A 26237-nucleotide genomic window follows, 5' to 3' on the forward strand; every position below is an offset into this window, starting at 1 on the left:
CTTACCGTCGCCCGTCCGGCGGCACGAGCTCGTACAGGAGCCCGGGTTCCACTGGGACCACTTCGAATCCGGCCCTCCGGAAGCGGGAGCCTCCGACCAGCCCCTGGTCGAGTATATATACCGGCCCCTTTTCGGCGGCTTTCTCCGCGGCGGTGACGCCGAGGTCGTCGCGGCTGGTAGCGTGACGGCGGTCGGTCTCGTCGGGGGGAAGATTCCCCGGCCAGACGGCGTCGTAGTGCCGAGGTCCCCAGGAGGGATAATAGGGGTCCACCAGCGTGAGGTCCTCGCGCCGACCCTGGACCACGACCATGTACCAGAGGCTGCTCCGGTGGTGTATGACGGTCGCGTCCTGCTCGACGTTCTCCGCCACCGCTTCTATGATCCTGCGACCCTCATCCTGGCCGCTGCGATCCACCTCCGCGTAGGTCTCCGCGGCGGCCACCAGGGGCAACAGCAGCGCCGCCGCGGCGAACGGAAGGTAGGAGGCAAGCCGAAGCCCGTACCGTTCGGTCGCGACCAGTCTCCGCACGGTATCGAGCAGGGCCGCGAGGCCGACCGAGATCCAGAGCGCGAGCACCAGATAAGTCGGAATGAAGTAGAGCTGAACGTCGAGGATGGTGTAGGCGAGGGCGTACAGTAGCCAGCCCCCGAACAAGAAGCCGGTGAGCGCGGCGGACGGCCGGTCTCGGCGGAGCAGGATTACTAGTCCGGCGACCCCCGCGGCGAGCAGGAGCCACGGAAAGTTCTCGAGCAGATCCTCGCCGTAGAGGCTTAGATCCTCTAGGAGTGAGCCGGGGCGCAGGGTGAGGAGGCGTCCGTTAAGCCGCGCGCCGCTGACGAGCGCAAAAAAGCCGCCGACTGTTGAGGGATCCGCCTCCATGCTCTCGGGCCTCATGGAGGCTCGTACGGGCAGATACAGGTAGGGCGTGAGCCCGAGGGCAAAGAGCCCCACGCCCTTGAGGGCCAGCCTCGCCTCGAGCAGCTTCCGCCGGTCGGCGAGCGCCACGAATAGAGCCCCGGCGGGAAGTAGGAGACCGCTCGTGAGGTGATTGGCGAGCGAGAGGCCCATAAAAAAGCAGGCGGCCAGCAGGTACCGGTCGTCCCGGTTGGACCTCCAGAGGAGCAGGACCGCAATGGTCAGGGCGATAAACAGCGCGTTTAAGGGGTAAACCTCGGCTATCGTGGCCTGCGACCAGAGAGTCTGGCCGAGCCCAAAGGAAAGGGCGCCCGCCGCCGCGGCGATGACGTTCCGCGTGAGCAGATAGCCGGCGGCGTAGACCAGGGCCACCGCACAGGCACCGTAGACCGCCGAGGCTAGGTTCGCCAGGTAGGCGGGGCCGCCGAAGGGGAGCTCCGTGAACAGGTGGGTGAGCATCGTGTAGGCTGGGTAGCCGGTTGGGTGGGTGATTCCGAGCGAGGCGGCGTGGACCTGGAGCATCGCCGCGTCGAGCAGATCCGGCCTGGAGTAGGTCAGGACGCCGGGCGCGAGGGTCCTCACGTACAGGACGAATACGAGCAGGGCCGCGCCCGCTCCGGCGAGCAATACGCCGGCTTTCGCGGGGCGAAGTCTGCGGACTGTTCTCGCTTTGCCCGGAGCTTTCACGGTAAAGAGTTCTCGCTAATCTCCGGCGGTCGTCTTGCGAGACTGGTCTGCCCGCGGGCTAGTCACCGGCGTCATCCGCCCGGCGATCCAAAGAGCCGTCCTCGTTCGGCGTCTCATCCTGGGTATCAACCCTACGCCGCTGCTGGACCGTCTGGATCGCTAGCCGCGACACCCGGGAGCCTTCAACCTCCGCCACGCGCATCAGGTGCCCGCTTACGAGCACCTCGTCGCCCTCCTCTGGGGCCCGCCCTAGCTGGCCGAGCACCAGCCCGCCTATCGTGTCGAAGTCCTCGCTCTCGAAGGAGGCTTCGAGAGCCTCGTTGACGACGCTGATCGGTATGCGCCCGTCCACGGAGTAGGCCCCGCTAGAGAGCTTGCGCAGTAGGGGCTCCTCCTCGTCGAACTCGTCCCGGATCTCGCCCACGATCTCCTCGAGGATGTCCTCTATGGTTACGAGGCCCTCGAACGAGCCCCACTCGTCTATGACCACTGCCATCTGGATCTCACGCTTCTGGAAGTCGTCCAGGATGTCGTCTATGCGCCGGTTCTCGGGCACGGTCAGCACCTCGCGCACGATGTCCCGCTCCATAGGGGTTGCCTTGAGATTCTCGCCGTTGGACGATTCGACGGTGTTACGCAACAGGTCCTTGACGTGCACCGCGCCGATAATCCTGTCCCCGGTCTCGTCCTCGTAGATCGGGTAGCGGGTATAGTTGCCCGTCGCCGCCCCCGCGACCAGCTCCCCGAGAGGCGTGTTGGCGGAGAAGGAGACCACGTCCGGTCTCGGGACCATGATCTCGCGCGCCGTCGTATCGCCGAGCTCGAATACGCCCCCGATCATCTCTGACTCGTCGGCCTCCAGAAAGCCCTGGCGGGTCGACTGGCTTATCAGGGTGCGGATCTCCTCCTCCGTGTGAGACTCCTCGCCTTCACTGGCCGGCGGGATGCCAAATGCCCGGGTTATGGCGTTCGCCGTCCCGTTGAACAGGGCGGTGAGCGGGTACAGCAGGTAGTAGAAAAAGCGCATGAACGGCGCCACGAACAGCGAGGTGCCCTCGGCCCTCTGTATCGCGAGCGTCTTCGGAGCCAGCTCGCCGAATACCACGTGGAAAAACGAGACTACGGAGAGCGCGATGGCTATGGCGACCGGGTGGACCAAGACTTCCGGGAAGCCGAGGTCCTCGAATACGGGCTGTATCAGGCTCGCAATGGTCGGCTCGGCGAGCGCGCCGATGCCCAGGGAGCAGATCGTGATCCCGAGCTGGCAGACCGCCAGATACTGATCTAGCCTCGCCGTAGCCGTCTGTACCAGGTTCGCAGAGACCCTACCCTCGCTTACCATGCGATTTACCTGGGTCGCCCTTATCCTGACGAACGCGAACTCCGCGGCCACGAACAGCCCGTTGAGTGCCACCAACAGCAGGGTGACCAGGATCCTTATTGTAGGTAATAGCGCGGCTTCCAATGTGCTCCTCGAGCTTGATCGCGGTGTTTACGGCGTTAAGATCAACGGGGAGGGTCTTGCTCTCACCCTCCGCTCCTTCCATTTCCCAACCCTGTTTGTCGAGTGCGACTCGTCTCGCACGCCGAGCTGATCACGGGGTAGCCCGAGCCGAATCCAATGCATCCCGCACGATGCTCTCGGCCCCTCCGGGGTCCACGGCTCGCCGGCGGGCGGGCAGTATCCGGTGCGCCAGCACGCTCGGCGCCAGGGCCGCTACGTCCTCCGGGAGGCAGTCAGCGCGGCCTCTTACCGCCGCCCGGGATTTGGCGGCCGCTAGAAGCATGCGGCTCGCCCTCGGCGAGGCGCCTAGCGTCGCGTCCTCGTGTCCGCGCGTGGCGGACGTCACGCCCACCACGAATCTGAGTACGGTTTCGCTAACACTCACCTCCCGAACTAGACGCATGATATGCCCGAACTCTTCCAGACCGATCACGGGGCTCAGGCCGGATACTGAATCCCGGGAGAGCCTGAGGAGCTCCACCTCGGAGGCCGCGTCCGGGTAGCCAAGGTTCATCTTGATCATGAAACGGTCGAGCTCGGCGTGCGGTAGCGTATACGTACCCGCCTGCTCGACCGGGTTCTGGGTCGCTATAACGCAGAACGGCTGGGGCAGCGGCCGGGTCTCCCCGTCCACGGTTACCGCGCCCTCCCCCATGGCCTCGAGCAGCGCGCTCTGGGTCTTCGGGCTCGCCCGGTTGATCTCGTCGGCCAGCACCATGTTCGCAAAGACCGGACCCGGCCAGAACTCGAAGGCGGAGCGGCCTCGGCCGTACACGTTCAGCCCGGTCACGTCCCCGGGCAGAAGGTCCGGCGTAAACTGGATGCGCCGGAACTCCGCCTCCATGCACCGGGACAGAGACCTGGCGAGCAGGGTCTTCCCCACGCCGGGAACGTCCTCGACCAACACGTGCCCGCCGGCGAGCATCGCCACGACCGCGAGTTCTATACTGTCCCGCTTGCCGGTTACGGCCCGGGCAACGTTGCGGGTTATCCTGTCCACCGCATCCGCGACCCCCTCGTAGTCCAGAGCCGCTTCATGGACCTTCCCGGCCCGTTCTCCCGTCAAGGCCTATACGACCGACTTTTCCGCATGCCCGGTACTCTCGGCTCGAGCCTCCAGCGAGAGCACCTTCGCGAGCGAGGCCATCGCAACCTCCACCATGTCGTCGGAGGGCTCGCGGGTGGTGAGGCTCTGCATCATCAGCCCCGGCTTCGTCAGGGCCCGCACCACGGCGCTATCCTGATGCCGCGCGCTCCACATGATGAACTCGAACCCGAGACCGGCGACCAGCGGGATCACGAGCACCCGGCTCAGCACCATGAACAGCCAGCCGTGGGTACCGAGCAGCGCGAACACGAGGATACTCAGCACCAGCACGTACAGCACGAAGCTCGTGCCGCAGCGGACGTGGCTCGTGTCGAAGCGGTGCGAGTTCTCCGGCACCAGCTCGTCACCGGACTCGTACACTTTAATGGCCTTGTGTTCGGCGCCGTGGTAGGCGAAGAAGCGCTTTATATCCCGGCTGAACGCGCTAATCACGAGGATGTAGCCTACGAACACCCCGATCCTTATAACGCCCTCGACCACGTTGAAGAGCACCGGGTTTTCGATGGCCTGACCCAGGAGCGCCCCGATACCCTTGGTCCCGAGCACCGGGGCCACCAGAAAGAGCAGAAACGCGAGCCCGAGACCGACGAGCATGGTGAGGGCTACCTCTTTCTTGGAGAGATCCTCCTCCTCGCCAAGGGCTATGTTGGTCGAGCGCGTGAGCGCCTTCATGCCGAGAAACAGAGTCTCGCCCAGCGAGAGGAAGCCCCGCACTATGGGTAGGCGGAACAGCCGGCTCTTCTTTGTTACCGAGGTGAAGCTGTCGGACTCGAGCTCGACCTCACCGTTCGGGTTCCTGACGGCGATCCCCCAGAAGTTGGGGGACCTCATCAGGACACCCTCCATTATCGCCTGTCCTCCTACTTTCATCTCTTACCCCTCCTCATCAAGACGGTACGTATTAGAAGCCGCATGGAACCGGATCTAGGAACCGACTAACCTGCTCCGGGGAGGCCCAGAAAGCGCGGAACCTCCGCCCGGTAGCGCCGGTACTCCGCCCCGAAAGTGCGCTCGAGGTGCCGCTCCTCGACGGGGGCGTACACACGATGAGCCACGACGAAGGCGGCCACCAGAGCCAGGGCCTTTGGCGAGTGCCCCCTGAACGCGACCCCCGATAGAGCGAGGCCCCAGCCGAAGATCTGCGGGTTACGGGTAAACCGGTAGGGTCCCGATCTCACTAGCCGTTCGGCCGTCAGCCCCGACACCTGGCGTAGCGAGCGATGTTCGCGCGCCGCCGCCACAAAGAGCGCTACACCCAGCAGAGACGTTACGCCGGGTCCGCGCGGCCGCTGGTTGCCGGACGCCGCCAAGGTCAGACCAGCGTGAAGCGTGTACAGCACCCAGGCAACTAGCGAGGCCCGGGTAGAGAGCCTGCCAAGTCTCTCGTAGTCCCTATCCGCCCGCCGGAGCAACCACGCCACGGAGAGCAGCATGACGGCAGGGAGACAGGCGCCGCCCCACCGCACCTTTGAATCACCTTTCGCGGTCACGGCACATCCCCGCCCTCGGACTCAAGGGCCCTAGTTGCCTCTCTGGATCCAGCGTTGCGGACGCCATTGTCGTAGGTTTGCAACTTTACCTCGCTAGCTTTGCTACCGGACTCGGAGCTGTAGCGCATTAGAGATCCGCCTCCTAACCTCGCTCGTCGGGTCCGTTATCCGGTTGGAACGTAAGATTTCCCCCGCTGGCCTCGTGGTCGCCGGCGTGATCCACCTGCAAGGTGGTGTGCTCGATGCCGTACTCGTCCTCGAGTTGAGCCTCCAGCTCCCGGCGGACGGCATGACAGTCCTCGTCCGCCCCCACGAGCACGTGGGCGGCGAGGGCCGTAAACCCGGAGGTGACGGTCCACACGTGCAGGTCATGCACCTCCTCGACACCCTCCGCGCCAGCCATCTGGCCGCCGATCTCCCGAGCATCTATCCCGGGCGGCGAGCCCTCCATGAGGATGCCGACCGAGTCTCGCAGGAGCTTCCAAGAGCTAAAGAGGACGAGTACCCCGATAAAGGCGCTGATCAAGGGATCCGCATAGTTCCAGCCGGTCAAGATTATGACTACCGCCGCGACGATAACCCCGATCGAGCCGAACAGGTCGGCGAGTACGTGGCGCAAAGCGCCCTGCATGTTGAGGTTCTCACCGGCAGACCGTGTGAGGATCAGGGTGCCCGCGAGGTTGACCAGGAGCCCTATCACGGCCACCACCATCATCCAGCCGCCGAGTATCTCCGGCGGATCCTGGAAGCGGTTGTACGCCTCGTAGAAGATCCAGAGAGAGATCGCGACGATAGTGACACCGTTAAAGAGCGCCGCCAGTATCTCCGTCCGCTTGTAGCCAAAGCTCTTGTTAGGCGTCGGAGGCTTGGACGAGAGCCAGAAGGCGAACAGAGCGAGACCCAGGGCCACGTTGTCCGAGGCCATGTGGGCCGCGTCCGCCAGCAGAGCCAGGGAGCCGGTTATGAAGCCGCCGATGATCTCGACGACCATGTACGTCAGGGTAAAAGACAGGACTACCGCCAGCGCCTTCTTGTTGGCGCCGGACCCGTGATCATGCCCTCCCGAACCTTTGCGGGAGTGCTCGTGAGAGTGTCCTTGCTCCGGGTTCGCGTGGGAGTGACCGTCAGCCATCTCTACAATCTCCATCTACGTGGTCTGTTGTATGAATACTCCGTCATATCATATCCTGCTGCGGGGCGTGTCAAACCTCGCCCACGCAGAAATACTCGGAAACACTTTGAAACGCGCAGAAAGAGTTCACGGGAAATACGAGAAATACGAGAGGTTACGCCTTGTGGCCCAGCAGCCGCAGCGCGTTGAACACGACTACGAGGGTCGAGCCCTCGTGTACGGCCACCGCCGGGCCGATGCCGAGGCCGAGGATAGTCGCCGGGACGAGCAGAGCGACCACGCCGAGGCTTATAAACAGGTTTTGCCGGATGAGGCGGCTGGTCCTGCGGCTCAGGCCCCCGGCGAACGGGAGCTGCGTGAGGTCGTCGGACATGAGGGCCACGTCGGCGGTCTCCAGGGCAACGTCCGAGCCCGCCGCGCCCATCGCTATGCCGACGGTTGAGTTCGCCATAGCCGGGGCATCGTTGACGCCATCGCCGACCATCGCCACGCGCTGCTCACGCTCGTTTAGCCTCTTTATGGCCTCGACCTTGTCCTCGGGGAGTAGATCTCCCCAGGCCTCGTCTAGGCCTATCTGTCCGGCCACCGCGTCGGCGACGCGCTGGTTGTCGCCGCTGATCATGATCATGCGCCGCAGACCGATCTCCCGCAGGCGTTCCACGACCTCGGACGCCGACTCGCGCGGCGTGTCCATCAGCCCGAGCACGCCCAGATACCGCTCTCCGGCACGCACGATCATCGTCGTCCTGCCCTCGCCTTCGAGCCTCTCGACGGCCTGTCGCAGCTCCTCTGGCAACTCCGGTCCGCCGACCTCGCCAAAGAGGGCGTCCTTCCCAACGTACACCGTCTCGCCGTCAAGCTCGGCCCTGACGCCCCGGCCCGTGATGCTCTCCAGGCTCGTCGCTTCGGGCGTATCTTCCCCAGCCCCCCGCTCGGTCCCGCCGCTGACCACCGCGGCGGCCAGCGGGTGGTCGGAGAGCCTCTCCACGGCGACCGCCGCCCGCAAGAGCTCCGTCTCCTCGGCGTCGCCGTGGGGCTCCACGTCGGTAAGGCGGGGCTTGCCCTCGGTAAGCGTGCCGGTCTTGTCGAAGGCGACGGCCGTGAGCGTGCCGAGGTTCTCCAAGGGCCCTCCGCCCTTGACGAGAACGCCGCCGCGCCCGGCGCGGGCCACCGCCGAGAGCACCGCGCTCGGGGTGGCGATGGCGAGGGCGCACGGGCTCGCCGCCACCAGCACGGCCATAGCCCGGTAGAACGAGTCCGCGAAGGCTTCGCCGGTCACCAGAGGCGAAGCTAGCAGGACCGCGACGAGCGCGAGGACCGCTGGCACGAAGTACCGCTGGAATTTATCCGTGAAGCGCTGGGTCGGCGACTTCTGGGACTCGGCCTCGCTGACCAGCTTGACCACCCGCGAGAGGGTATTGTCCTCCGCGCGCTTGGTTACCCGGACCTCGAGCGCCCCGGCACCGTTAATGGTCCCGGCGAAGGCCTGACTCTCGGGGTCTATGCCGCCGGAGTCCGCGGCGCTATCGGGGTCCTCGACCGGCCTCTTGTCTACGGGCACGCTCTCGCCGGTCACCGCGGACTGGTCCACGCTGCTCTCGCCGCTCGTCACGAACCCGTCGGCGGGCAGACGCTCGTTTGGCTTCACTATCACGGTATCGCCGACGACCAGCTCCTCTACGGCGATCTCCCGCTGCCCGCCGTCGCGGCGCACCACGGCGGTCTGGGGAGCTAGCTCGCCGAGCGCCTCGATGGCCCGCCGGGCGCGGCCCATCGCGTAGCCCTCAAGCGAGTGCCCCAACGAGAACAGGAACAAGAGTAGTGCGCCCTCGGCCCACTCGCCGAGGATAGCCGCGCCCGTGGCGGCCACGAGCATCAGGAAGTCGATCTCGAACTGGCGGTTGGCGACCTTCTCCACGGCCTCTCTAAGCGTGTAGAACCCGCCGAAGAAGTACGCGGCGAAGTAGAAGCCCAGGGGCACCCACTGGGTTACGTCGGTGAGTACCGAGATCAAGAACCCGATGATTAGCGTTACGCCGGAGGAGATCGCGAAGATCAACTCCGTCTTCTCGCCGAAGATCCCGCCGTGATCGTGGTCGTGACCTTCTTGGTCGTGACCTTCTTGGTCGTGACCTTCTTGGTCGTGACCTTCTTGGTGGTGCCGTTGCTCGCCGCCCTCTTCCAGGCTGCGCGGTGTAGTCTCGTCCCGGGGCTCCGCATGCCCGTCCGGCTCACTCTGTGCCCCGCGCACGCCTACCTCCTCTAGCGCGCCGAGGAGCTGCGCCTCGTCGGTCCTCTCGCGGTCGAACTCGAGCCGGAGCAGCCCGGAGGCGACCGTCACATCCGTCACCCCGCGCATCCACTTCAGCCGCTCCACGGCCTCGCGCCCCACGTGTCCGGCTCCGATCTCCCGTGACAGATGCCCGTAGCGGCCCGTGAGCCGTGTACCGGCGCTCTCGGCCGAACGCCGGACCTCCTGCCAAGAGGACACGTCCGGGTCGTAGTGGACACAGAGCCGACCGGTCTCGCCGACGGTGGTCTCGACTACGTGCAGACGCTCGACCCCCTCCTGCGCTTCGAGCCCCGCGATGAGCCTCCGGACACACTCGTCCCCCTCATCCGGGGCCTCCGGAAGCAGAGCGGGAAGGTCTAGCTGCAGCTTGTCCGGCATCTCGTTTCTCCCTCGAACCTACGCACGCCCAGACTGACGGGCACTCTCTTTGTAGCTAACAGTGTTCATATGAACCACTCGTCATAATATATGCGATGCGGGGATCGGGTGCAATCGTTTTTTGCGAGGTAGCCGAGCATGGCGGCCAGTGTCTCGGGGCCAGTGCGGGGAGAACGGGTTAACGTACGCCCTGTTTGCGGGTTACCCTGGAGCGCGAGTCCCGCGGCTACCCCAGGTAGGCGGAGAGGAGCGCGAACAGGGCGAAGCCGGCCACGAAGACGAGCGGCGCGAGGCGGCTTTCTCCCTCTTCGAGGGCCTCGTGGGCCTCTGGCACCAACTCTTCGACTACCAGCGTCGTAAGGATGCCGGCGGTGAAGGTGAGCAGCGCGAGCTGGTAGATCTCCGGGGCGTCCCGCATAGCCCAGTAGCCGAGCGTCGCCCCCGCGAAGATGGGTATGGCGAATGCGGCCGAGAGCAAGAGGCGTCTACGGCGCGGTGCCCCCGCGCGCCGGAAGCTGGCTGTGGAAGAGAAACCTTCGGGGAAGTCGGCCGGCACCTGCCCCACAGCGAGGAGCAGCCCAAGCCCCACGGAGATGGTCGAGCCGGTGCCGATCAGCACGCCGTCGGAGAAGAGATCCGTCGAGACGCCGAAGAAGATCATCCACGGCCCGGCCCCGTTCTCGCTGCCGAAGCGCGACTGCAGCCGCTCGACCACCCAGCCCGTGGCCACGTAAAAGCCCCCTCCAAGCACGAACGCCAGCACGATGAGCCAGGCCGGATCCGCCTCCACGGCCCTCGGTATGATCTCTACGGCGACCACCCCGATAACGATGCCGCCCGCCGCGTGGAGCACCAGATTGAGCACGCGCCGCGAGACCGGCACCATCTCGGCGAGCACCCCGCCCGCGAAGTTGCCCAGCGCCGGCATTGCCGCCAGTAGCAGTACTATGAGGTACGCGCTCACGGTCGTGCCGCCCGCGCCGGTAGACGCCCCACCATTCGTCTCTCCCCGCCCACTCTAGCTACTCCGGGTACTGCCTGAGGACCAACCACAACCCCCCGACGATCTCCGCAGCCGCCAGCCCCCGGACCAGACCCGGCCGGTCCGCGAACGACTCCATCACCCGCCCGTACCATTCCGGGCCAAAATCCCACAGCAGGCTGTCCCTCCGGGGGGCGGCGAGCCCTACCACGCCGTCCCCTGTAAGGACGATACCGACCAGTTCCTTTAGCCTCCTCACGGCCACGACTCCTCCCCTCTACCATTTACATGAACATCTTGTCATACAATACCCACCCGGATGCGCCGCCGAAACAGAGGCGGGCAGCCGGAAACTCGGCGAAGGAGGCGTCGTAGGAGAGGCTGGCAAGCTCAGGAGAGGTGCGGGACTCGTGCGTCCAGATTTTAGTAGGTACAACGGTCAGGGTAATCTAGGGTCGAATACCCGTCGCGGGATAGGTAAGTTGCGACCGGCTCTTATACTCGTAGTATCGGCGCTACTGGTCGCCGGCTGCGGCGCTGGCGCTGGTTCCTCCACTAACGGTAGAGGAGAGGGTACCGCCGCCGATTCGGGTTCGGCCTCTACCGCATCGGGCGCCGGTGATGCGGCGGAACCTCTGCTGGGCGGCGGGGAGCCGGTCGCACGGGTAGCCAAGCGGGTACGCCCTTCGGTCGTACAGGTCAACGTCGAGGGTGCCCAGCAGACGCCTTTCGGCCGGCAACAGTCCGAGGGGCTGGGTAGCGGCATCGTCTACCGCGAGGATGGCTACATAGTGACCAACGACCACGTGGTGGCCGACGCCAGCCAAGTCAACGTCACCTTCTCTGACGGCTCTACGGAGCAGGCCCGGGTGGTCGGGAAAGATAACTTCACCGACCTTGCCGTGTTGAAGGTGCCCCGGAATGATCTGCCGGCGGCTCGCTTCGTCGAAGAGGAACCAATGGCGGGCCAGCTCGCGGCAGCCATCGGCAGTCCCCAGGGTTTGGAGTCCACGGTTACCTCCGGCGTCGTTAGCGGCCTCGGACGGGAGATACCCGCCGAGCTGACCGGCGGGCGGCAGGAGCAGGCGCTGGTCGACCTTACACAGACGGACGCCGCGATCTCGCCCGGAAGCTCCGGCGGCGCCCTGGCGGATCGCGACGGACGGGTCATCGGCGTGAACGTCGCCTACCTGCCTCCCACCCAGACCGGTGCGGAGAGCATAGGCTTCGCCATCCCGGCTAGCACGGTGACCTCCGTGGCGGACCAACTCATCCGGACCGGAGAGGCGCAGGCCCCCTACCTCGGGATCTCCACGGCTACCCTATCCCCGGAGGTAGCGAGCCAGTTCGACGTACAGGCGGAGTCGGGCGCGCTGGTCGGCGAGGTCACCGGAGGCAGCCCCGCGGACCAGGCCGGGCTCTCGCAAGGAGACGTCATAACCGAGATCGGCGGTACGCCGGTCGAGGGCTCAGGGAACCTTCTCGGTGCGCTGCGTGACTACCAGCCCGGTGACCGGGCTCGGCTGACGGTGGTTTCTGGCGGCGAAGAGCGGACGGTCGGGATCACGCTCGGCGAGAGGCCCGAATCGGCTTCTTCACCCGGGCAAAATGGGTAGAGAGTTCCTAGTCCACCGCCGCGGGAGGCCTAGTCGTGGCTAACGTGCTCCAGAGTCATCTCCAGGAGCTTGTCGACGTGTCCGTCGGCCAGGGAATAGTAGACCTGCTTGCCGCCGCGACGGTGCTTGACCAGGTTGGCGTTCCGGAGGTTACGGAGCTGATGGGAGACGGCCGACTGACTCATACCGAGGATCTCCTGCAGGTCGCAGACACACAGCTCCCCGGGCGAGAGGGCGGAGAGGATGTTCATCCTGACCGGGTAGCCGATCGCCTTGAGGAGCTCGCTCGCCCGTTGTATGTCTTGCTGCTCGGGCATCGCCTCCCGGGCGGCGCTTACCGCACTCGGGTGGGCGCCCTCGACGTCGCACGTGGGAGACCCCGCCGGGGCCTCGGAGATATTGGCCTGCTCTACTTGATCTAGCGTCGTCATGAAACCATTGTATCCGACCGGGCGGGAAGAGACCCTGTGGGAGACGGTCCCCTACCCTACTCGAGTCTTGTCTACCCTCGTCAAGGGCATCTATCGTGTTCCTCGTCCCTCCATCCTCTCCATGCTCTGGCTCGCGGTGCTCGCTCATATAGGTATCAGCACGAGCGCCACGACCACCCTTAGCGCGAATGGCAGGTTTACGAGCCCACTCGCCGCGGTCACCAGACAGAGAGCGAGGAAAACTCCGATATCCCGCCCAATCGTCTCCTCCTCCGCCGCTATCGCGGTGCCGGTGATTATGCGTCTCCGGTAGCCGAGCGCCGCCGTTCCCATCGCTAGGGTCGCATGCGGGAAGGGCGTCCCGAGGATGGCGACGATCTCCGAAGCCGCGTCCAGGCTTGTGGCCAGAGTGAGCACGATCCTCACAACCAGCGTTAATGGGCGTCCTCCGCGTAATCCATCAAACTTTTAGGCTCGCCGGAAGGACCGCGCGCAATCAACCACAAGGCGAGCACGAACCCGGTCGTTATCGCCACATCGGGCAGGTTGGAGGTCGGCCAGCGCCAGCTCCCCAGGCCTACATCCAGGTAGTCGGTTACACTCCCGTCCCGCACGCGGTCGATCAGGTTGGCGAGGCCACCGCCGAGGAGCAGGCCGAGCGCGACCCCGCCCGCGCGGCTCCCGCTCAGGGGGCGTGCGAGGAAGAGCGCGAACACGACGAGCGCCAGGGCGGACAGCCATGGCACGAGCGGGGAGCCTTGCAAGAGGCCGAAGGCGACGCCCGCGTTCTCGCCCAGGGTAAGACGAAAGAGGTCGCCGACCAGGGGCACCGGCTCGCCGTAGTCCAGGCTCCGCTCTGCCCACTGGCGAGCCGCCCCGGTTGCGAGGACGGTCGGGACCGCGACCGCGAGGATCAAACGGACTCCCCCCGGCCAGGCCGGGCGTCCGCTACGGCCCGAACCGAGCGCGGCTTCCTCGGCGCCGGGTTTCACGCGGATCGTCCGCCGGCCCGGACGTTGCTGATAACGAAAGGCCTCCGCGGCAGAGCGGGCAGCGGCGGGCGGTTTACCCGCGGGTCCGGCCGCGATACGTCGTACATCATGATGACTCCGGTCGGAAAGCGTGATGCCACTTTCATGGACTCGATGGGCCCTCTTCCGCCGGCGAAATCCTCCTGGCGGAACTCCTCGACCCGGCAAACTCGCTGGCCGTGCCGGCCATTCGCTACGCGACCCTCCTCCGGGCCATGCGCAGCCCGTTTGCGACGGCCAGGAGCTCGGAGGCCTCGTGGGCGAAGACGGCAGCCGCGATGCCGAGCAGACCCAGGACCGCCCCCGGGATCAAGACCGCGAGGACGAGTATGGAGAAAACGATGTTCTGGAGGCTGATGCCCTGGCTGCGCCGGGAGAGCCGGATCGCGTAGAGGGCCTTTCCGGGGTCGTCGCCCATCAGTGCCACGTCGGCGGCCTCTATGGCGGCGTCGGTGCCCGCCGTTCCCATCGCCATACCTACAGACGCCGTGGCCAGCGCCGGCGAGTCGTTGATGCCGTCCCCGACCATCGCCACGGGGCCGTACTCCTTTTCAAGCGCCTCGACGGCGCTAACCTTGTCCTCGGGCTTAAGGTCGGCTCGCACGTCGTCGATGCCGAGCTCCCCGGCTATGGTCCTCGCCGTGCGTTCGTTGTCCCCGGTGAGCATGGCGACCCGGTAGCCCATCCCGTGCAGCTCCTCGACGGCGTGTTTAGCCTCCTCCCTGGGCTCGTCGCGCAGCGCCAGGAGCCCCTGGACGCGCTCCTCGGCGCCGACCAGGACGACCGTCTTACCCTCCGCCTGGAGGCGCTCGATCTCCTCGTCCATCCTGTCTAGGGACGCGTTGAGATCCCCGAAGAGCGCGGGGCTGCCCACGTAGACCGTCCGCCCGTCGAGCCGAGCCTTGGCGCCGGCCCCGGCCAGGGCCTCGAAGTCGCGGGGTTCCGGGAGGGCTAGACCATCCGAGCGGGCGCGGTCCACGATGGCGCGGGCCAGCGGGTGCTCGCTGTAACGCTCCACGCCGGCGGCGGCCCCGAGCATATCGCCGGGCCTCCCGCCTGCCGGGATCACGTCGGTTACCACAGGCTCGCCGCGGGTTAGGGTACCGGTCTTATCGAAGGCGACGACCTCTAGCTTCGAGAGGCTCTCAAGATGTATACCGCCCTTTATCAGGACGCCCTCGCGCCCGGCGCGGCCTATCGCCGCGGCCACCGCCACCGGGGTGGACATCACCAGCGCGCACGGCGCGGCCGCCACCAGCAAGACCACCGCCCGGTAGGCCCAGGTGTCGAAGGCGCCGCCGAGCAGCGGCGGCACGACGAGCAACAAGAGCGCGCCGACGAGGACGGCCGGGCTATAGCGGTTGCCGAAGCGGTCTATCCAGCGCTGCGCCCGGGACTTTACGCCCTGGGCCTCCTCCACGAGGTGGATGATCTTCTGCAGCGAGTTCGACTCGAAGCTGGTCGTCGCGCGAACCTTCAAGGAGCCGGTGGTGTTTATCGTACCGGCGAAGACCTTCCAGCCCGCGCCCTTCTCCACCGGCACCGACTCGCCCGTCACCGCCGACTCGTCCAGGCTCGAAGCGCCCTCGACTATCTCCCCGTCGGTGGGGAGCCTCTCGCCGGGCCTCACCAGAAAGTGGTCCCCGAGCGCAAGCTCCTCCGCGGGGACAGTCTCCTCCCGACCGTCTTCGAGGCGGGTCGCCGTCTCCGGGGCGAGGTCCAACAGCGAGCGGATGGCGGTGCGGGTGCGGGCGTAGGTATACTCCTCAGTCGCCTCGGCGGCGGCGAAGAGGAAGACCAAAAACGCGGCCTCGGACCACGCGCCAAGGATCACCGCGCCCACCGTGGCGGCGGCCATCAAGGCCTCGATGCCGACCTCCCGCTCCTCGACGAACTCCTCGAAGCCCTCGCGCGCCCAGTAGTAGGCCCCGATGAGAATCGCCAGGACGAGGATGGCGACGGAGACGTAGCCGGGCGCGTCCGTAAAGCGCTCGACGAGCCACCCGACGAGGAGAAACGCACCCGAGATCAGGGCGTTGCGCGCGGGAGGGAAACGGTACCAGGGTCCCTCGAAGCCTTCTACCTCATCATCGTCGCGCTCTTCGGATTCCTCGACCCCCTCGACCTCTTCTGGCTCCATGTCGCGCAGCTCCTTCTCCGTCACGAACCTAAGCCCCCTGCGCCTCGTTGGCTCCAGCGGGGACGCCTACCCCGGCGCCAGCCGCGAGTACCCGCGCCACGCCGTCCTCCATCAGACCGCGGACGTGATCGTCCACGAGGCTGTAAAAGGCCAGACGGCCCTCCTTGTGGTAGTCCACGACACCGCTGTCGCGGAGCCTCTTGAGCTGGTGGCTCGCGGCGCTCACCGAGAGGCCCGCCACCGCCGCCACGTCGCAAACGCACAGCTCCTCGACCGAGAGCGCGTAGACGATCCGGGCCCGCGTCGGGTCAGCGAGCACCCCGAAGACCTCGGCCGCTCTGCGCGTCGCCCTTTCCTCGGGCAGGCTCTCACGAACCCTGCGCACCGCTGCCGGATGGACGAGGTCCACCTCGCACACGCCCTCGTTCGCCACCCGCTCGATCCCGCCGCGCTCTTCGACCTTCTTCGCAACCATCGAGAACATACTCCAAACATATACCTAAACTTGAACGAATATCGAAATATTATAGTGACTGTCCACGAAGGTCGTCAAGTACGCGGAGTCCGAGGGTCGGTAGCTCGTCGCTACCGTAGCGCGTACGGAGCTCTAGTGCGGAGAATCCAACGGATGACTACGAGCGCGTTGGCTGATACTGCTGTGAGGGCGACCCGATAGCAAGAGGACACCTTGAGACTGCGCTTGATGAAGCTATAGAGAAGCTGGGGAGAAAGCTGATAGCGAGGTAACCGGCGAGCTCGGAGGAGAGCAAGTCCGCCCCGGAAAGCAGCGTCGCGTACCTGCGGAGCCGGCTATGATCAAGACGCTCATAAGAAACGAGAACTGGCCACTCCTTATCATTTCTTTTCGACATCCTACTCCCGATCTCAGAGCTATCAGCCTCTGCGTTCCTCACGGGACCCATGGGTCACATACAGCAGTGCGAAGTCTGCCTGCCGCCATGCTGGAGCCTACGGCTGGCGCGGTTTACCGCCACGGCGGAATAGCCTTAGCCCGTTGCCGGTTACCCCGAGAGAGGTTCCCATGTCGGCGAGCACCGCGAGCCAGAGGGTCACCAGCCCGAACGGGGCGAGCAAAGAGAAGATCGTGTTGACCAGTATGGAGGTGAAGATGTTCTGTTTGATGATGCCCTCGGAGGCGCGCGAGAGCCTGACCGCCTCGGCGAGCTTACCCAGATCGTCACGCATCAGCGCCACGTCGGCGGCCTCCAGCGCCACGTCGGTGCCGGCCGCGCCCATGGCGAAGCTCACGTCTGCCGCCGCGAGCGCCGGGGCGTCGTTTATGCCGTCCCCGACCATGCCGACGACGCCGCGCCCGGAAGCACCTCCGCCGGAGACGAGCTCCCTGACGGCCTCGACCTTCTGTTCGGGCAACAGGCGCGCCCGGTAATCTATGCCGAGCTTGTCGGCGATCCGGCGCGCCGGGGCCTCGGCGTCGCCGGTGAGCATCACGAAGTCGCGCACCCCGGCCTCCCTGAGCGAGCGCAGCGCGGCCTCCGCGTCGGGCCTTATGGCGTCGGCGAGCCCGAGGACGGCGAGAGGCCCCTCCCGCGTCCCGAGCACAACCGGGGTCTGCCCGGCATCTTCTACTTCCCGGAGCTCACCGGCGGCGGCCTCCAGCGGAACCCCCCGCTCCTCGAAGAGCCTGGGGCTGCCGACGAGGTAACTCCGGCCCTCCACGACGCCCTCGGCCCCGCGGCCCGAGATGCCCCGGAACTCCGAGACCTCCGGGAGCTTGCCGTCCGCGGCGGAGAGGATGGCGTGCGCCAGCGGGTGCTCGGAGCGCCGCTCCAGCGCCGCGGCGATCCTGAGCGACTCACCCTCGCCCGCGCCGCCGACCGCGGCGACCCTCTCGACGACGGGCCTCCCCTCGGTGAGTGTGCCGGTCTTGTCGAAGACGAGGGTCTTCAGCTTGCCCGCGGCCTCTAGCGCCTCGCCGCCCTTGACGAGTACACCGCGCCGGGAGGCCGCCCCGATCCCGGAGACCACCGTCACCGGCGTGGAGATCACCAGAGCGCACGGACAGGCGACTATCAGGAGCACCATGGCCCTATAGAACCAGGTCGAGAACTCCCCGCCGGCCAACGGCGGCGCGACGGCGACCACGAGGGCCGCGGTCATGACGACCGGCGTGTAGATCCGCGAGAACCGCTCGACGAACTGCTCGGCCGGAGCCTTGCTCCCCTGCGCCTCCTCGACCATGCGGGTTATCTTCTGTAGCGTGGACTCGCCGGCCTCCCGGCTGACCCGCACCGCGAGCCCGCCCTGTCCGTTGAGGCTGCCGGAGAAGACCTCCTCGCCGAGCCCCTTTTCGGCCGGGGTGCTCTCGCCGGTTACCGGCGACTCGTCCAAAGCCGAGGTACCCTCGACGATCTCCCCGTCTACCGCGAGACGCTCGCCGGGCCTCACGAGAATGGTCTCCCCGGCGGACACTTCCCCGGCGGCCACGAGATACTCGGCGCCGTCTCTGCGCACCAGCACCTCGTCGGGGACCAGCCGGGCGAGGGCGCGCACGGCGCCGCGGGTGCGCTCCACGGCGTAGACCTGCAACGAAAGCCCCAGGGCGAAGAGGATCACCACCAGCGCCGCCTCGCCCCAGGCGCCCACCGCCGCGGCGCCGATGGCGGCGACGCTCATCAGGACGTTCATGTCCGGGTTGCGTTCCCTCGTGGAGGCGACCGCCGCCCGGAAGATCGGCAGTCCCCCCACCGCGATGGCCGAGGCGTACGCCGCAGAGCTTACAACCCCCGGCGTCCCGAGCAGCGCCAACACCGCCCCGAGAGCGAAAAGGAGCCCGCCGCCGAGCGCCAGCAGCACCCGCGGCTGGCGCCAGAAGGAGGCGCCCTCCGCCTCTCCGGGATGCTCCACCCCGTAGCCAGACTTCTGTATGGCTTGCTCTATCTCCGCGGACGTCACGCCGCTCTCGTGAGTGGCGTCCAGCCTGCCGGCGGCGAAGTTCACGGTCGCACGATGCACGCCTTGGAGGCGCGAGACGCCACGCTCGACGGTCGCCGCGCAGCTCGCACAGTCCATCCCGGTTACCCGCACGACGGTGCGCTCCAGACCATCGGAGCCTCCACTCTCCGCCAGAGGCGCCGCATCCTCGTCGGCGCCCGATCCGTTTCCGTCGGAAGGCAAGCAGCAGCCGTCGGCGCAGGAGCCCGCGCCCTGATCGATCTTAGCCTCGGGCTCGGGTCTCTCGTCCGGCTGGAATACCGGCAGGCCCTTCCCGTGCTTCATGCGCCCACCTCTTTCCCGGCTATCCGGTCCCCGGGCGCGCCGCCTGCCACGGCGCCGAGAAGGACCTTGCCTCGCTCCGTAAGCCGGTACATCACGAGCTTTCCGTCTCTGCGGGATCTGACCAGCCCGAGAGAGCGCAGGGTCCTCATGTGGTGCGAGACCAGGTTCTGTGAGCGGCCCGTGATCCAGGCCAGATCGCAAACGCAAAGCTCACCGGCCGCCTCGCCTACGGACTCCGCCTCCCCGAGAGCCCCGGCAAGCGTAAGCCTCGTAGGGTCAGATAACGCCCGGGCCGCCTCCGCGGCCTCCTGCGCCCCCTCCTCCCCCAGAAGCCTCGCCCGGATAGCCTCTGCCTTCGGAGCGTCTATGCACAACAGGTCGCATCGGTCGTTGGTCATAGTATCACCTCAACATTCATTGTATCGTCCGTAAGACTATAGCAGATGCACGGCTGGGCGACGAACCGCGGGGAGATTCTCTGTGGAGTCGGACCCGGGGCGGCGCGGTACGGTCCGCCAGGCGGGTTAGAGGCTTATAAACCCGAGCGCGGCGAGCGCGGCGAGCGCGGCGAGCAAGACGGGCTGGTGGATTAGATAGATAGACAGGGTGTGTCGCCCGATAAACGCCAGCGGCCTTACGGGCGCCGGAGCCGCCTCGCCAGAGGGCTTTCTTCCCGCGTACAGGAAGTTACCCGCCGCGATGCCCAGTAGGACCACCCCGAACCAGGGGAGTAGCGGCCGGTAGTCCGGCATCACGAGGCCCTCGGGCACTACGCCCAGAGGGGCCAATAGAACGCCTCCCGCTCCGGGCAGCGAGACGCCGAGCGAGGATATGTAGAGGCCGGTTGCTATCACCAGGGCACCGAGCGCGAGGTTGGCGAGCCGGAGCCGCACGAACGGGTAGGCTAGGATTATTGAGAGCCCGATCAGTTGCAGGATGCCGATGATCACGTAGCCCAGCCCGGACACCAGGAAAACCAGGGCTATCGCCATGCCGTAGCCGAAGATACCGGCCCCCCGCCGCAGGAACTTTCTGAAGTTTCCAGATCGCGCCTCGGCCGAGCTGCCGAGGCCAAGTGTCAGAGACAGCCCCACGAGGAACACGAAGGCGAAGGCGCTGGTGTCGGCGAATACGGCCCAGAACCCGGACGTGGACTCCACCGGATACCCGCCGAAGAAGTCCAGATCGTACACTAGGTGATACAGCGCCACCATTATCATGGCTACGCCCCGGGCGGCGTCCACCCCCCAAAAACGCGGGCCTCCGGCCGCCGGAGCCCCTCCATCGAGCCGCGCCGCGACCCGTCCTTTAAACCGTGGTACCGGGGAGATGCGTCCGCTGGGCACGGCCCGATTATAGATCACCGGATGCATACTCCTTTGAGGGCGATCCCTGACATAGCCGCGTCCGGGGGCAGGATAGGAACGCCGCTTTCGAGCCGTAACACCGGCTCCTGGTATCCCGACTGCGCGGGCACAACCCACGACTCCCCGTCGCGAATGCCCCTCATGAGTTCTTTGGCCGAGCAATGCACGCCATGCGCTCCCGCGGGCACCAGTCATCACTTCCAACGCCTTTGACGCCGCGTTAGAGAGTGTACAATCCGCGCATCTTGGAGTCTCTACGGCACGACACATTACAGGCGATGCCCGTGCTAGCCGCCCTGCTTGTGGCAGCCTTCGTCGCCTTCTACCCGCAGCTCGAGGTGGCGGGCTACTGCGTCGGTGGCGGCTGCCCGGAGGTCTCCTCCGTATCATCCGCCACGCACGCCTCCGGTGGAGGATCCCACGCTGGCGGCGCCCACGGTGTGGGCGGCGTCTCGGGAGTCTGTCTGCTAGCGGCGCTCGTTTCGGGCTCTGTCTTGGCGGTGGCGCGCACGCCCAGGCTCGCCTCATTGATCGCCGCCTCTAGGAGGGTGCTCCCGAGCTTGTGTCTCTCGCCGGACCCCCCTCCTCCCCAGCAGCGCCTCTAGCCCATTACGCGTCCGTCCGGACGCCTCGGGTCCGCCCACACAGCGGTCCCAGACGCTAGCAAGCCAATCTAGAGGTGTAGTTAGACATGACAGGTGGAAGAAGAGGCATGGCCCAGGCGCCCGGAGAGCGGCCCTGGGGTAAATTACTTATAGCGGCTATTTTGGTGGCGCTAATAGCCGCCTTCGTGGGTGTGGTCATTCTGGACAGCCGCCAGGGGGTATCCGCCGGTCCTCCGGACGGCACCGAAGAGTTAGAGGTCGGTCAGGCCGGGCAGCATACCGAACAGAACGTGGACTACGAGCAGAACCCACCCGCCGGCGGCGACCACAACCCGGTGTGGCAGAACTGCGGCGTGTACGAGGAGCCGATCCGGAACGAGACCGCCGTACACTCCCTGGAGCACGGTGCTGTCTGGATCACCTACCGCCCAGACCTCCCCGAGCAGCAGGTCAACCGGCTACAGGATCTCGCGCAGGGCGAACCCTACGCGCTCCTCAGCCCGATGGAGGGACTGCCAAGCTCCGTCGTAGCCAGCGCCTGGGGCGAGCAGCTACAGGTGGACGAGGCTTCGGATGAGCGCCTGGAGCAGTTCGTGAGCGCCTTCCAGCAGGGACCGCAGACCCCGGAGCCCGGCGCGGCATGCTCCGGCGGAGTAGGTGAGCCGGTCTGATGGGGCTCTTGCGACGAATAGGAGCGGCTGGCCTACTGACCGCGGTCGCGGTCCTCGTGAGCGTCGCCTCGCTCTCGCTGGTGATCGCCGACCAACCTCCTGGAGAGAACTCCGCCGAAGCAGGTTTTGCCCGCGACATGTCGGCCCACCATGCCCAGGCCGTCGAGATGGCCCAGATCGTGCAGGAGAACACCGACGATCCAGAGGTAACGAACCTCGCCACGGACATAACGCTAACCCAGCAGAGTCAGATCGGGCGCATGCAGGGCTGGCTCTCACTGTGGGGGCTACCACTTTCGGGCTCGGGCGAGCGCATGGCGTGGATGGGGTCGGAGATGGACGGTCGGATGCCCGGCATGGCTTCATCGGAGAAGCTCAACGAGCTGCGAAACGCCGAAGGCGAGGAGGCCGAGAGGTTGTTTCTCCAGCTGATGATCCCGCACCACGAGGCCGCGATTCCTATGGCCGAGGCCGTCATGGAGCGCTCGGACAAACGGACGGTTACGGAGCTCGCGCAGGCCATCATCGCCTCCCAGAGAGCGGAGATCCAGACCATGCGGGATATGCTCGAACAGAGGGGCGGAGATCCGCCGCCGCAGAATGGACCCATGGAGGATATGGAGATGGACGGAGATGCCCAGAGCGCAACCGGGTATGCGGGCCTGGCATGAGAACGCTGCGCGCAGCCATTTTCGGAAACGCTACCGCCGCTCGAGCGTAGGTGTGAGTCATGAGTAGAGGCAGATTTCTACAGCGCCTGGGCCGGGATCCGGCGCCGCTGCTCGACGTCCGCGCCAGGGTGTACCTGCTAACCCTGCTCGGGCCGTTGTTCGTCTACAACATCTCTCTCAAGCTCGCGCGCATAGGGGCGCGTCCGGAGGAGACCGGCGCCTACGAGGCGCTACAGTTCCTGAGATCGGACATTTTGTTCGACCTGGGCTACGCGACGCTCTGGGCGGGCCTGTTTATCGTCGCCAAGAGCGGTCTCCCGAGACGAGCGGCCACCGTGACGTTTCACGCCGCCACTATCCTGGTGGCCGTCCTCACTACGGCGACCCACTTCTACTACGTGGATACAGGCTCGGCGCTCAGCCTGCACCTGATCTCATACTATCTCTCCGCGCCCGGCGAGATACAGTCGGTGGTCGCGAGCAGGATAAGTCCCGGCGTGGCCGCGCTCGCCATCGTGCCCCTGCTATACGCGGTATTCGTCCCCTGGCTACTCGCGCGGGCTCTCGACCGCCGGAGCGGCCCACCGGGACCCGGGCGCGGTACAGTACGCCAGAGAGGCTCGCTGCTGGGTCTCCTCGGTGCGGGGCTCGCCGCCGCCGGACTCTTCCTTTTCTCCCTGCCGGCCAACCCGGAGGCTACCGGGGCCAGCGAGTCTTTCATCCGGGCTCCGCTCGTAAACATGGTCTCCGCGGAGATCGAAGAGTCCGCCTACGAGGACCGTATAGAGGTAAACGAGGAGAAGATCCGGAAGAGTCTGCCCCAGGATACAAGCCTCGCGAAGACGCCGCGGACAAACAAGCGCAACGTGGTACTAATACAACTGGAGTCCACCCGGGCGCGCTCGGTGACACCCTACGAGTCGGTAACGCCCTCCGACGAGGACGGTGAGGGACCGGAGATTACCCCATTCTTGGACCGGCTGGCGCAACAGAGCCTCGTCGCAGAGAACGCATACACTACGGTCCCCCACACCTCTAACTCCATAACGGCGATCAACTGCGGCATAACCCCGCCGACCACCCCGCGGGGCACGGACGGGCTAGCGGAGGACGTCCCGGCGCGGTGTCTGCCGGGACTACTAGGAGAGCAAGGCTACAACACCGCGTTCTTCCAGTCTGCCACCGAGAACTTCGAGAGCCGCCGCCAGGTAGTCGAGAACTTCGGCTACGAGGACTTCTTTCCTCTGGAGAGCATGGACAGGGAAGGCTTCGAGAGGGCGAACTACTTCTCCTACGAGGACGACATAATGCTCCAGCCGAGCCGGAAGTGGCTGAGCAAGATTACGGAGAACGGCCAACAACCATTTCTAGCCACGTATTTGACCGGCACGGCCCACGACGACTACGGCGTGCCGTCACGCTACGGCACGAAGGAGTTCTCCGAAGACCCTCTCCTGAACCGCTACCAGAATACGGTGCGCTACCAGGATTTCTTCGTCCGGAACCTGATCCAGCAGTACAAGGACATGGGGCTGTACGAGGACACCGTGTTCGTGATCACGGGCGATCACGGTGAGGCCTTTGGCGAGCACGGCCGGTTCCAGCACGACAAGGTCCCCTACGAGGAGGGCGTGAAGATCCCCATGATGATCCACGACCCCCAGCGTCCGGGCTGGACCAGCGGCGGCGCCCGCGTGGAGGAGCTCGCAAACCAGCTGGACCTGCTCCCTTCAATAACGCGCCTCCTCGGCTACCGCGTCGAGGGCGGCGAGTATCCCGGAGAGCCGCTGTGGAATCCGCCGGAGGACAGGACGCTCAACTTTAGCTGCTGGGGCTCGCGCGAGTGCCTGGCGAGCCTGGAGGACGGCATGAAGTACGTCTACAACTACGGCGATACACCCGACGAGCTCTACGACCTCTCGCGCGATCCCATGGAGGAGAACAACCTGCTTTCCGGGGCCTCGGATTCAGAGCGGCGCGAGGCGGATGAGCGCCGCACGCAACTGCTCACCTGGAAGGCCCGCGTAGAAGCGATCTACGGTGATTAGGCTCCGGACGCAGGCTATCTTTCTGACTATTTTTCTAAAGGAGAGGTGTACATGAACTTTGATCCCGGCATTACCATGATCCTGGTCGTACTCCAGAACGCGTTGTTCGTGGTGCTCACGTTGGGAGCGTTCTGGGGCGGGGTGCTCGTGCTGCGCGCTTTTGGCCGCCGATTCAGCCTCTCGCTCGCTCCGCTGGGCTTTATCCGGCCCCCGCAGGGCGGTGTGAGAGCGGTGCTGAGTGGAATCGGCGTAGGACTTGCCGGGGTCGTCTTGAGCGCCCTGCTCGCCGCCGCGAGTCAGTACGTACTCAAAGCTTTCGGATACCCTGCGGATAACTCGGCGCAGCAACCCCTGATGGAAGGCATAAGCTCCTGGGTCTCGGAAAACCCGGCAGTCGCGATACCAGCGGTTTTCCTGATCATTGGGTTGGTCACTCCCGTCGCGGAGGAGATACTATTCAGAGGCGGTATCTTCGCCGGTCTTGGGCGTTTGTTCTCGGCCGCGGCCGGCAAAATAGCCGCTATAGCCACCAGTCGGACCCTGATCAGCGGGGGAGGTCGGGACCCCGAGACCCGGCAACATGCGGGCGGGCGGAGCGCGTTCGTCCTCGCTGCGGCGCTCTCGTCGGCCATGTTCGCGTCGTTGCACCTCGAGCCAGTGCTCTTCCTATCTATCTTCACGCTAGCTATGGGGCTGTGCTGGCTGCGTATCCGCAGTGGGCTCCTTGCCCCGATCGCCGCGCACGCCACGTTCAACTCTTTCACAGTGACCATACTCGTATTGAGCGGGTTGGGTTTTGTGCCCGAGAGTATCTGAATTCATGGGCGGCAACGAACCGTTTTGTGGAACTGTCACCTGGCCCCCCAAAGCTGGTTAGAATTTACATTCCACTCGCCAGTAGCGTCTCGACCATCTTTTTGTCGGCTGCAACGAAGCGTGCATCCTCTATGGACCACACCACCCGGCGACCACTAGCTGGCGCTCCGGCCGCGGTCTCTTCTATCATGAGCTCCGCGACGGCCGGGTCGTCGAACTCGACCAGCTCGTAGCTGTCGGTGGTGCCAGTGATCTCCTCGGGATAATGGTTGATGAAGGCCGGCGGCGTAGAGGTCGAGAGATCGGTAGCCTCCGTAAGAGTAGCTAGCAGCGTACCTACGATGATCTCCGCCGCAGCCGAGATATCCTCGCCGGCATTGTCCGCGAGATCGGTTATGAGGACCACGGGCGAGCCCGGGGGCTCGTCCGCTTCGTGCTCGTAGATCCTGATTCTGCATTTGGCTGGCCGGCCGTAGCGGATATCGAGTAGTCCTTGATACGGCATGGGCCAATCCGCCATTAGCCTCACGGGCGGTAGTCTACTTCCATAGTTTCCTCTCTTTTGAAACCTGGGTAGTTCATGTGCTCCCGGCTCTCCCCATTACACCTCACTTACACTGGCGTCGCGCCCGCTAGCACACCAGCCACCTCGCCCATCACACCGGTAATGTGCAGAGTGCCGGCCAGCACGAGCCCGGCCACGCCTCCGCCGAGGACAGAGCCAAAGCCGGGGCGGGCCGAGGCGTGCGCCCTGAGCGCGGCCAGTACAAGCTCGCGGCCGAGACCTACGATCACGACGATGGCGCCGGCCACGAACACGGTCCGCCACCACTGGTAGGAGATGAGCTGGCCTTCGGAGAGAACCGTAGCTATAAGCCACAGCACCGCAACGAGCCCGGTTACTCGGGCGGCCTGCCTGAGGTAGCCATCGTTTGGGCCCCGGGCCTGCTCGCGAAGGCCTTCTTCTCTTTCACGGTCCCGGCGGCGGCGATCCTGGTCGCGCCTTCGCCTGTAATGTTCCCGCTCGCGCCGGCGTTGATAGTAGTCCCCACTCATGCCGGCATTATATTCGGACGCCATGCTTGTGGCAGTC

25 protein-coding genes are annotated in these 26237 nt (G+C 65.8%); 6 read left to right on the forward strand and 19 right to left on the reverse strand.

The genetic code is table 11. The features are described from left to right. Position 1: 1 nt before the first annotated feature. The 9 genes from ABD53_RS08670 to ABD53_RS08710 form a co-directional block, all read right to left on the reverse strand. A complete protein-coding gene (locus tag ABD53_RS08670) occupies positions 2–1543 on the reverse strand; it encodes a glycosyltransferase family 117 protein (RefSeq protein WP_047865391.1) in 1542 nt (513 codons plus the stop codon). A 118-nt stretch (positions 1544–1661) separates the two neighbouring features. Then, positions 1662–3068: a hemolysin family protein gene (locus tag ABD53_RS08675; protein WP_047865392.1), complete on the reverse strand. Its 1407-nt coding sequence runs from the start codon at positions 3066–3068 to the stop codon at positions 1662–1664. A gap of 130 nt (positions 3069–3198) precedes the next feature. After that, on the reverse strand, positions 3199–4173 hold the full coding sequence (locus ABD53_RS08680; protein ID WP_235401482.1) for an AAA family ATPase: 975 nt from the start codon (positions 4171–4173) through the stop codon (positions 3199–3201). 3 nt (positions 4174–4176) lie between these two features. Further along, complete coding sequence (locus tag ABD53_RS08685) at positions 4177–5085, reverse strand: DUF1385 domain-containing protein (RefSeq protein ID WP_047865393.1); 909 nt, start codon at positions 5083–5085, stop codon at positions 4177–4179. Positions 5086–5150: 65 nt separating this feature from the next. Continuing rightward, positions 5151–5705: a methyltransferase family protein gene (locus ABD53_RS15920; RefSeq protein ID WP_152670683.1), complete on the reverse strand. Its 555-nt coding sequence runs from the start codon at positions 5703–5705 to the stop codon at positions 5151–5153. A gap of 142 nt (positions 5706–5847) precedes the next feature. Further along, positions 5848–6837, reverse strand: coding sequence for a cation diffusion facilitator family transporter (locus tag ABD53_RS08695; protein WP_047865509.1), 990 nt, complete (start codon positions 6835–6837; stop codon positions 5848–5850). A gap of 154 nt (positions 6838–6991) precedes the next feature. Beyond that, positions 6992–9508 (reverse strand): heavy metal translocating P-type ATPase, encoded by a 2517-nt coding sequence (locus ABD53_RS08700; RefSeq protein WP_047865394.1) that lies wholly within the window; start codon positions 9506–9508, stop codon positions 6992–6994. A 226-nt stretch (positions 9509–9734) separates the two neighbouring features. Next, positions 9735–10472, reverse strand: a complete 738-nt coding sequence (locus tag ABD53_RS08705; RefSeq protein WP_047865395.1) for a ZIP family metal transporter — start codon at positions 10470–10472, stop codon at positions 9735–9737. 58 nt (positions 10473–10530) lie between these two features. Then, positions 10531–10755, reverse strand: coding sequence for a hypothetical protein (locus ABD53_RS08710; protein WP_152670684.1), 225 nt, complete (start codon positions 10753–10755; stop codon positions 10531–10533). 217 nt (positions 10756–10972) lie between these two features. Between ABD53_RS08710 and ABD53_RS08715 the strand changes: the two genes are divergently transcribed. After that, the gene (locus ABD53_RS08715) at positions 10973–12106 is read left to right on the forward strand and encodes a S1C family serine protease (RefSeq protein WP_053057859.1); all 1134 of its coding nucleotides are present in this window, start codon (positions 10973–10975) and stop codon (positions 12104–12106) included. Between the two features lie 29 nt (positions 12107–12135). Here ABD53_RS08715 and ABD53_RS08720 read toward each other — a convergent pair whose 3' ends face one another. From ABD53_RS08720 to ABD53_RS08755, 8 genes are all read right to left on the reverse strand, one after another. Next, positions 12136–12537 (reverse strand): ArsR/SmtB family transcription factor, encoded by a 402-nt coding sequence (locus ABD53_RS08720; protein ID WP_084709455.1) that lies wholly within the window; start codon positions 12535–12537, stop codon positions 12136–12138. A 144-nt stretch (positions 12538–12681) separates the two neighbouring features. Beyond that, a complete protein-coding gene (locus tag ABD53_RS08725) occupies positions 12682–12954 on the reverse strand; it encodes a hypothetical protein (RefSeq protein WP_152670685.1) in 273 nt (90 codons plus the stop codon). Positions 12955–12971: 17 nt separating this feature from the next. Next, positions 12972–13529, reverse strand: coding sequence for a signal peptidase II (gene lspA / locus ABD53_RS17255; protein WP_160309652.1), 558 nt, complete (start codon positions 13527–13529; stop codon positions 12972–12974). 232 nt (positions 13530–13761) lie between these two features. Further along, complete coding sequence (locus ABD53_RS08735; RefSeq protein ID WP_200900345.1) at positions 13762–15732, reverse strand: heavy metal translocating P-type ATPase; 1971 nt, start codon at positions 15730–15732, stop codon at positions 13762–13764. 4 nt (positions 15733–15736) lie between these two features. Beyond that, positions 15737–16183 (reverse strand): ArsR/SmtB family transcription factor, encoded by a 447-nt coding sequence (locus ABD53_RS08740; protein ID WP_047865513.1) that lies wholly within the window; start codon positions 16181–16183, stop codon positions 15737–15739. A 494-nt stretch (positions 16184–16677) separates the two neighbouring features. Beyond that, the gene (locus ABD53_RS08745) at positions 16678–18966 is read right to left on the reverse strand and encodes a heavy metal translocating P-type ATPase (protein WP_053057861.1); all 2289 of its coding nucleotides are present in this window, start codon (positions 18964–18966) and stop codon (positions 16678–16680) included. Continuing rightward, positions 18963–19364 (reverse strand): ArsR/SmtB family transcription factor, encoded by a 402-nt coding sequence (locus tag ABD53_RS08750; protein WP_047865399.1) that lies wholly within the window; start codon positions 19362–19364, stop codon positions 18963–18965. The genes ABD53_RS08745 and ABD53_RS08750 overlap by 4 nt, the downstream gene beginning before the upstream one ends. A 126-nt stretch (positions 19365–19490) precedes the next feature. Continuing rightward, positions 19491–20330 carry a heparan-alpha-glucosaminide N-acetyltransferase gene (locus ABD53_RS08755; protein ID WP_053057862.1) on the reverse strand — a complete coding sequence of 280 codons (840 nt, stop codon included), beginning with the start codon at positions 20328–20330 and terminating at the stop codon, positions 19491–19493. 248 nt (positions 20331–20578) lie between these two features. On the opposite strand from ABD53_RS08755, the gene ABD53_RS08760 reads away from it, so the two are divergent. From ABD53_RS08760 to ABD53_RS08780, 5 genes are all read left to right on the forward strand, one after another. Further along, the gene (locus ABD53_RS08760; RefSeq protein WP_152670686.1) at positions 20579–20938 is read left to right on the forward strand and encodes a hypothetical protein; all 360 of its coding nucleotides are present in this window, start codon (positions 20579–20581) and stop codon (positions 20936–20938) included. Between the two features lie 107 nt (positions 20939–21045). After that, on the forward strand, positions 21046–21609 hold the full coding sequence (locus tag ABD53_RS08765) for a DUF3105 domain-containing protein (RefSeq protein WP_047865401.1): 564 nt from the start codon (positions 21046–21048) through the stop codon (positions 21607–21609). An 8-nt stretch (positions 21610–21617) separates the two neighbouring features. Continuing rightward, complete coding sequence (locus tag ABD53_RS08770; RefSeq protein ID WP_235401484.1) at positions 21618–22280, forward strand: DUF305 domain-containing protein; 663 nt, start codon at positions 21618–21620, stop codon at positions 22278–22280. 59 nt (positions 22281–22339) lie between these two features. Then, positions 22340–24328 carry an LTA synthase family protein gene (locus ABD53_RS08775; protein ID WP_047865402.1) on the forward strand — a complete coding sequence of 663 codons (1989 nt, stop codon included), beginning with the start codon at positions 22340–22342 and terminating at the stop codon, positions 24326–24328. A gap of 51 nt (positions 24329–24379) precedes the next feature. Beyond that, complete coding sequence (locus ABD53_RS08780) at positions 24380–25144, forward strand: CPBP family intramembrane glutamic endopeptidase (RefSeq protein ID WP_047865403.1); 765 nt, start codon at positions 24380–24382, stop codon at positions 25142–25144. 64 nt (positions 25145–25208) lie between these two features. Here the strand turns inward: ABD53_RS08780 and ABD53_RS08785 are convergent, their stop codons facing one another. Next, positions 25209–25649 carry a hypothetical protein gene (locus tag ABD53_RS08785; protein WP_047865404.1) on the reverse strand — a complete coding sequence of 147 codons (441 nt, stop codon included), beginning with the start codon at positions 25647–25649 and terminating at the stop codon, positions 25209–25211. A gap of 107 nt (positions 25650–25756) precedes the next feature. Further along, complete coding sequence (locus tag ABD53_RS16935) at positions 25757–26224, reverse strand: hypothetical protein (protein WP_152670687.1); 468 nt, start codon at positions 26222–26224, stop codon at positions 25757–25759. Between the last annotated feature and the right edge of the window lie 13 nt (positions 26225–26237).

Source organism: Rubrobacter aplysinae (assembly GCF_001029505.1).
GTDB classification, from domain to species: Bacteria; Actinomycetota; Rubrobacteria; order Rubrobacterales; family Rubrobacteraceae; genus Rubrobacter_A; species Rubrobacter_A aplysinae.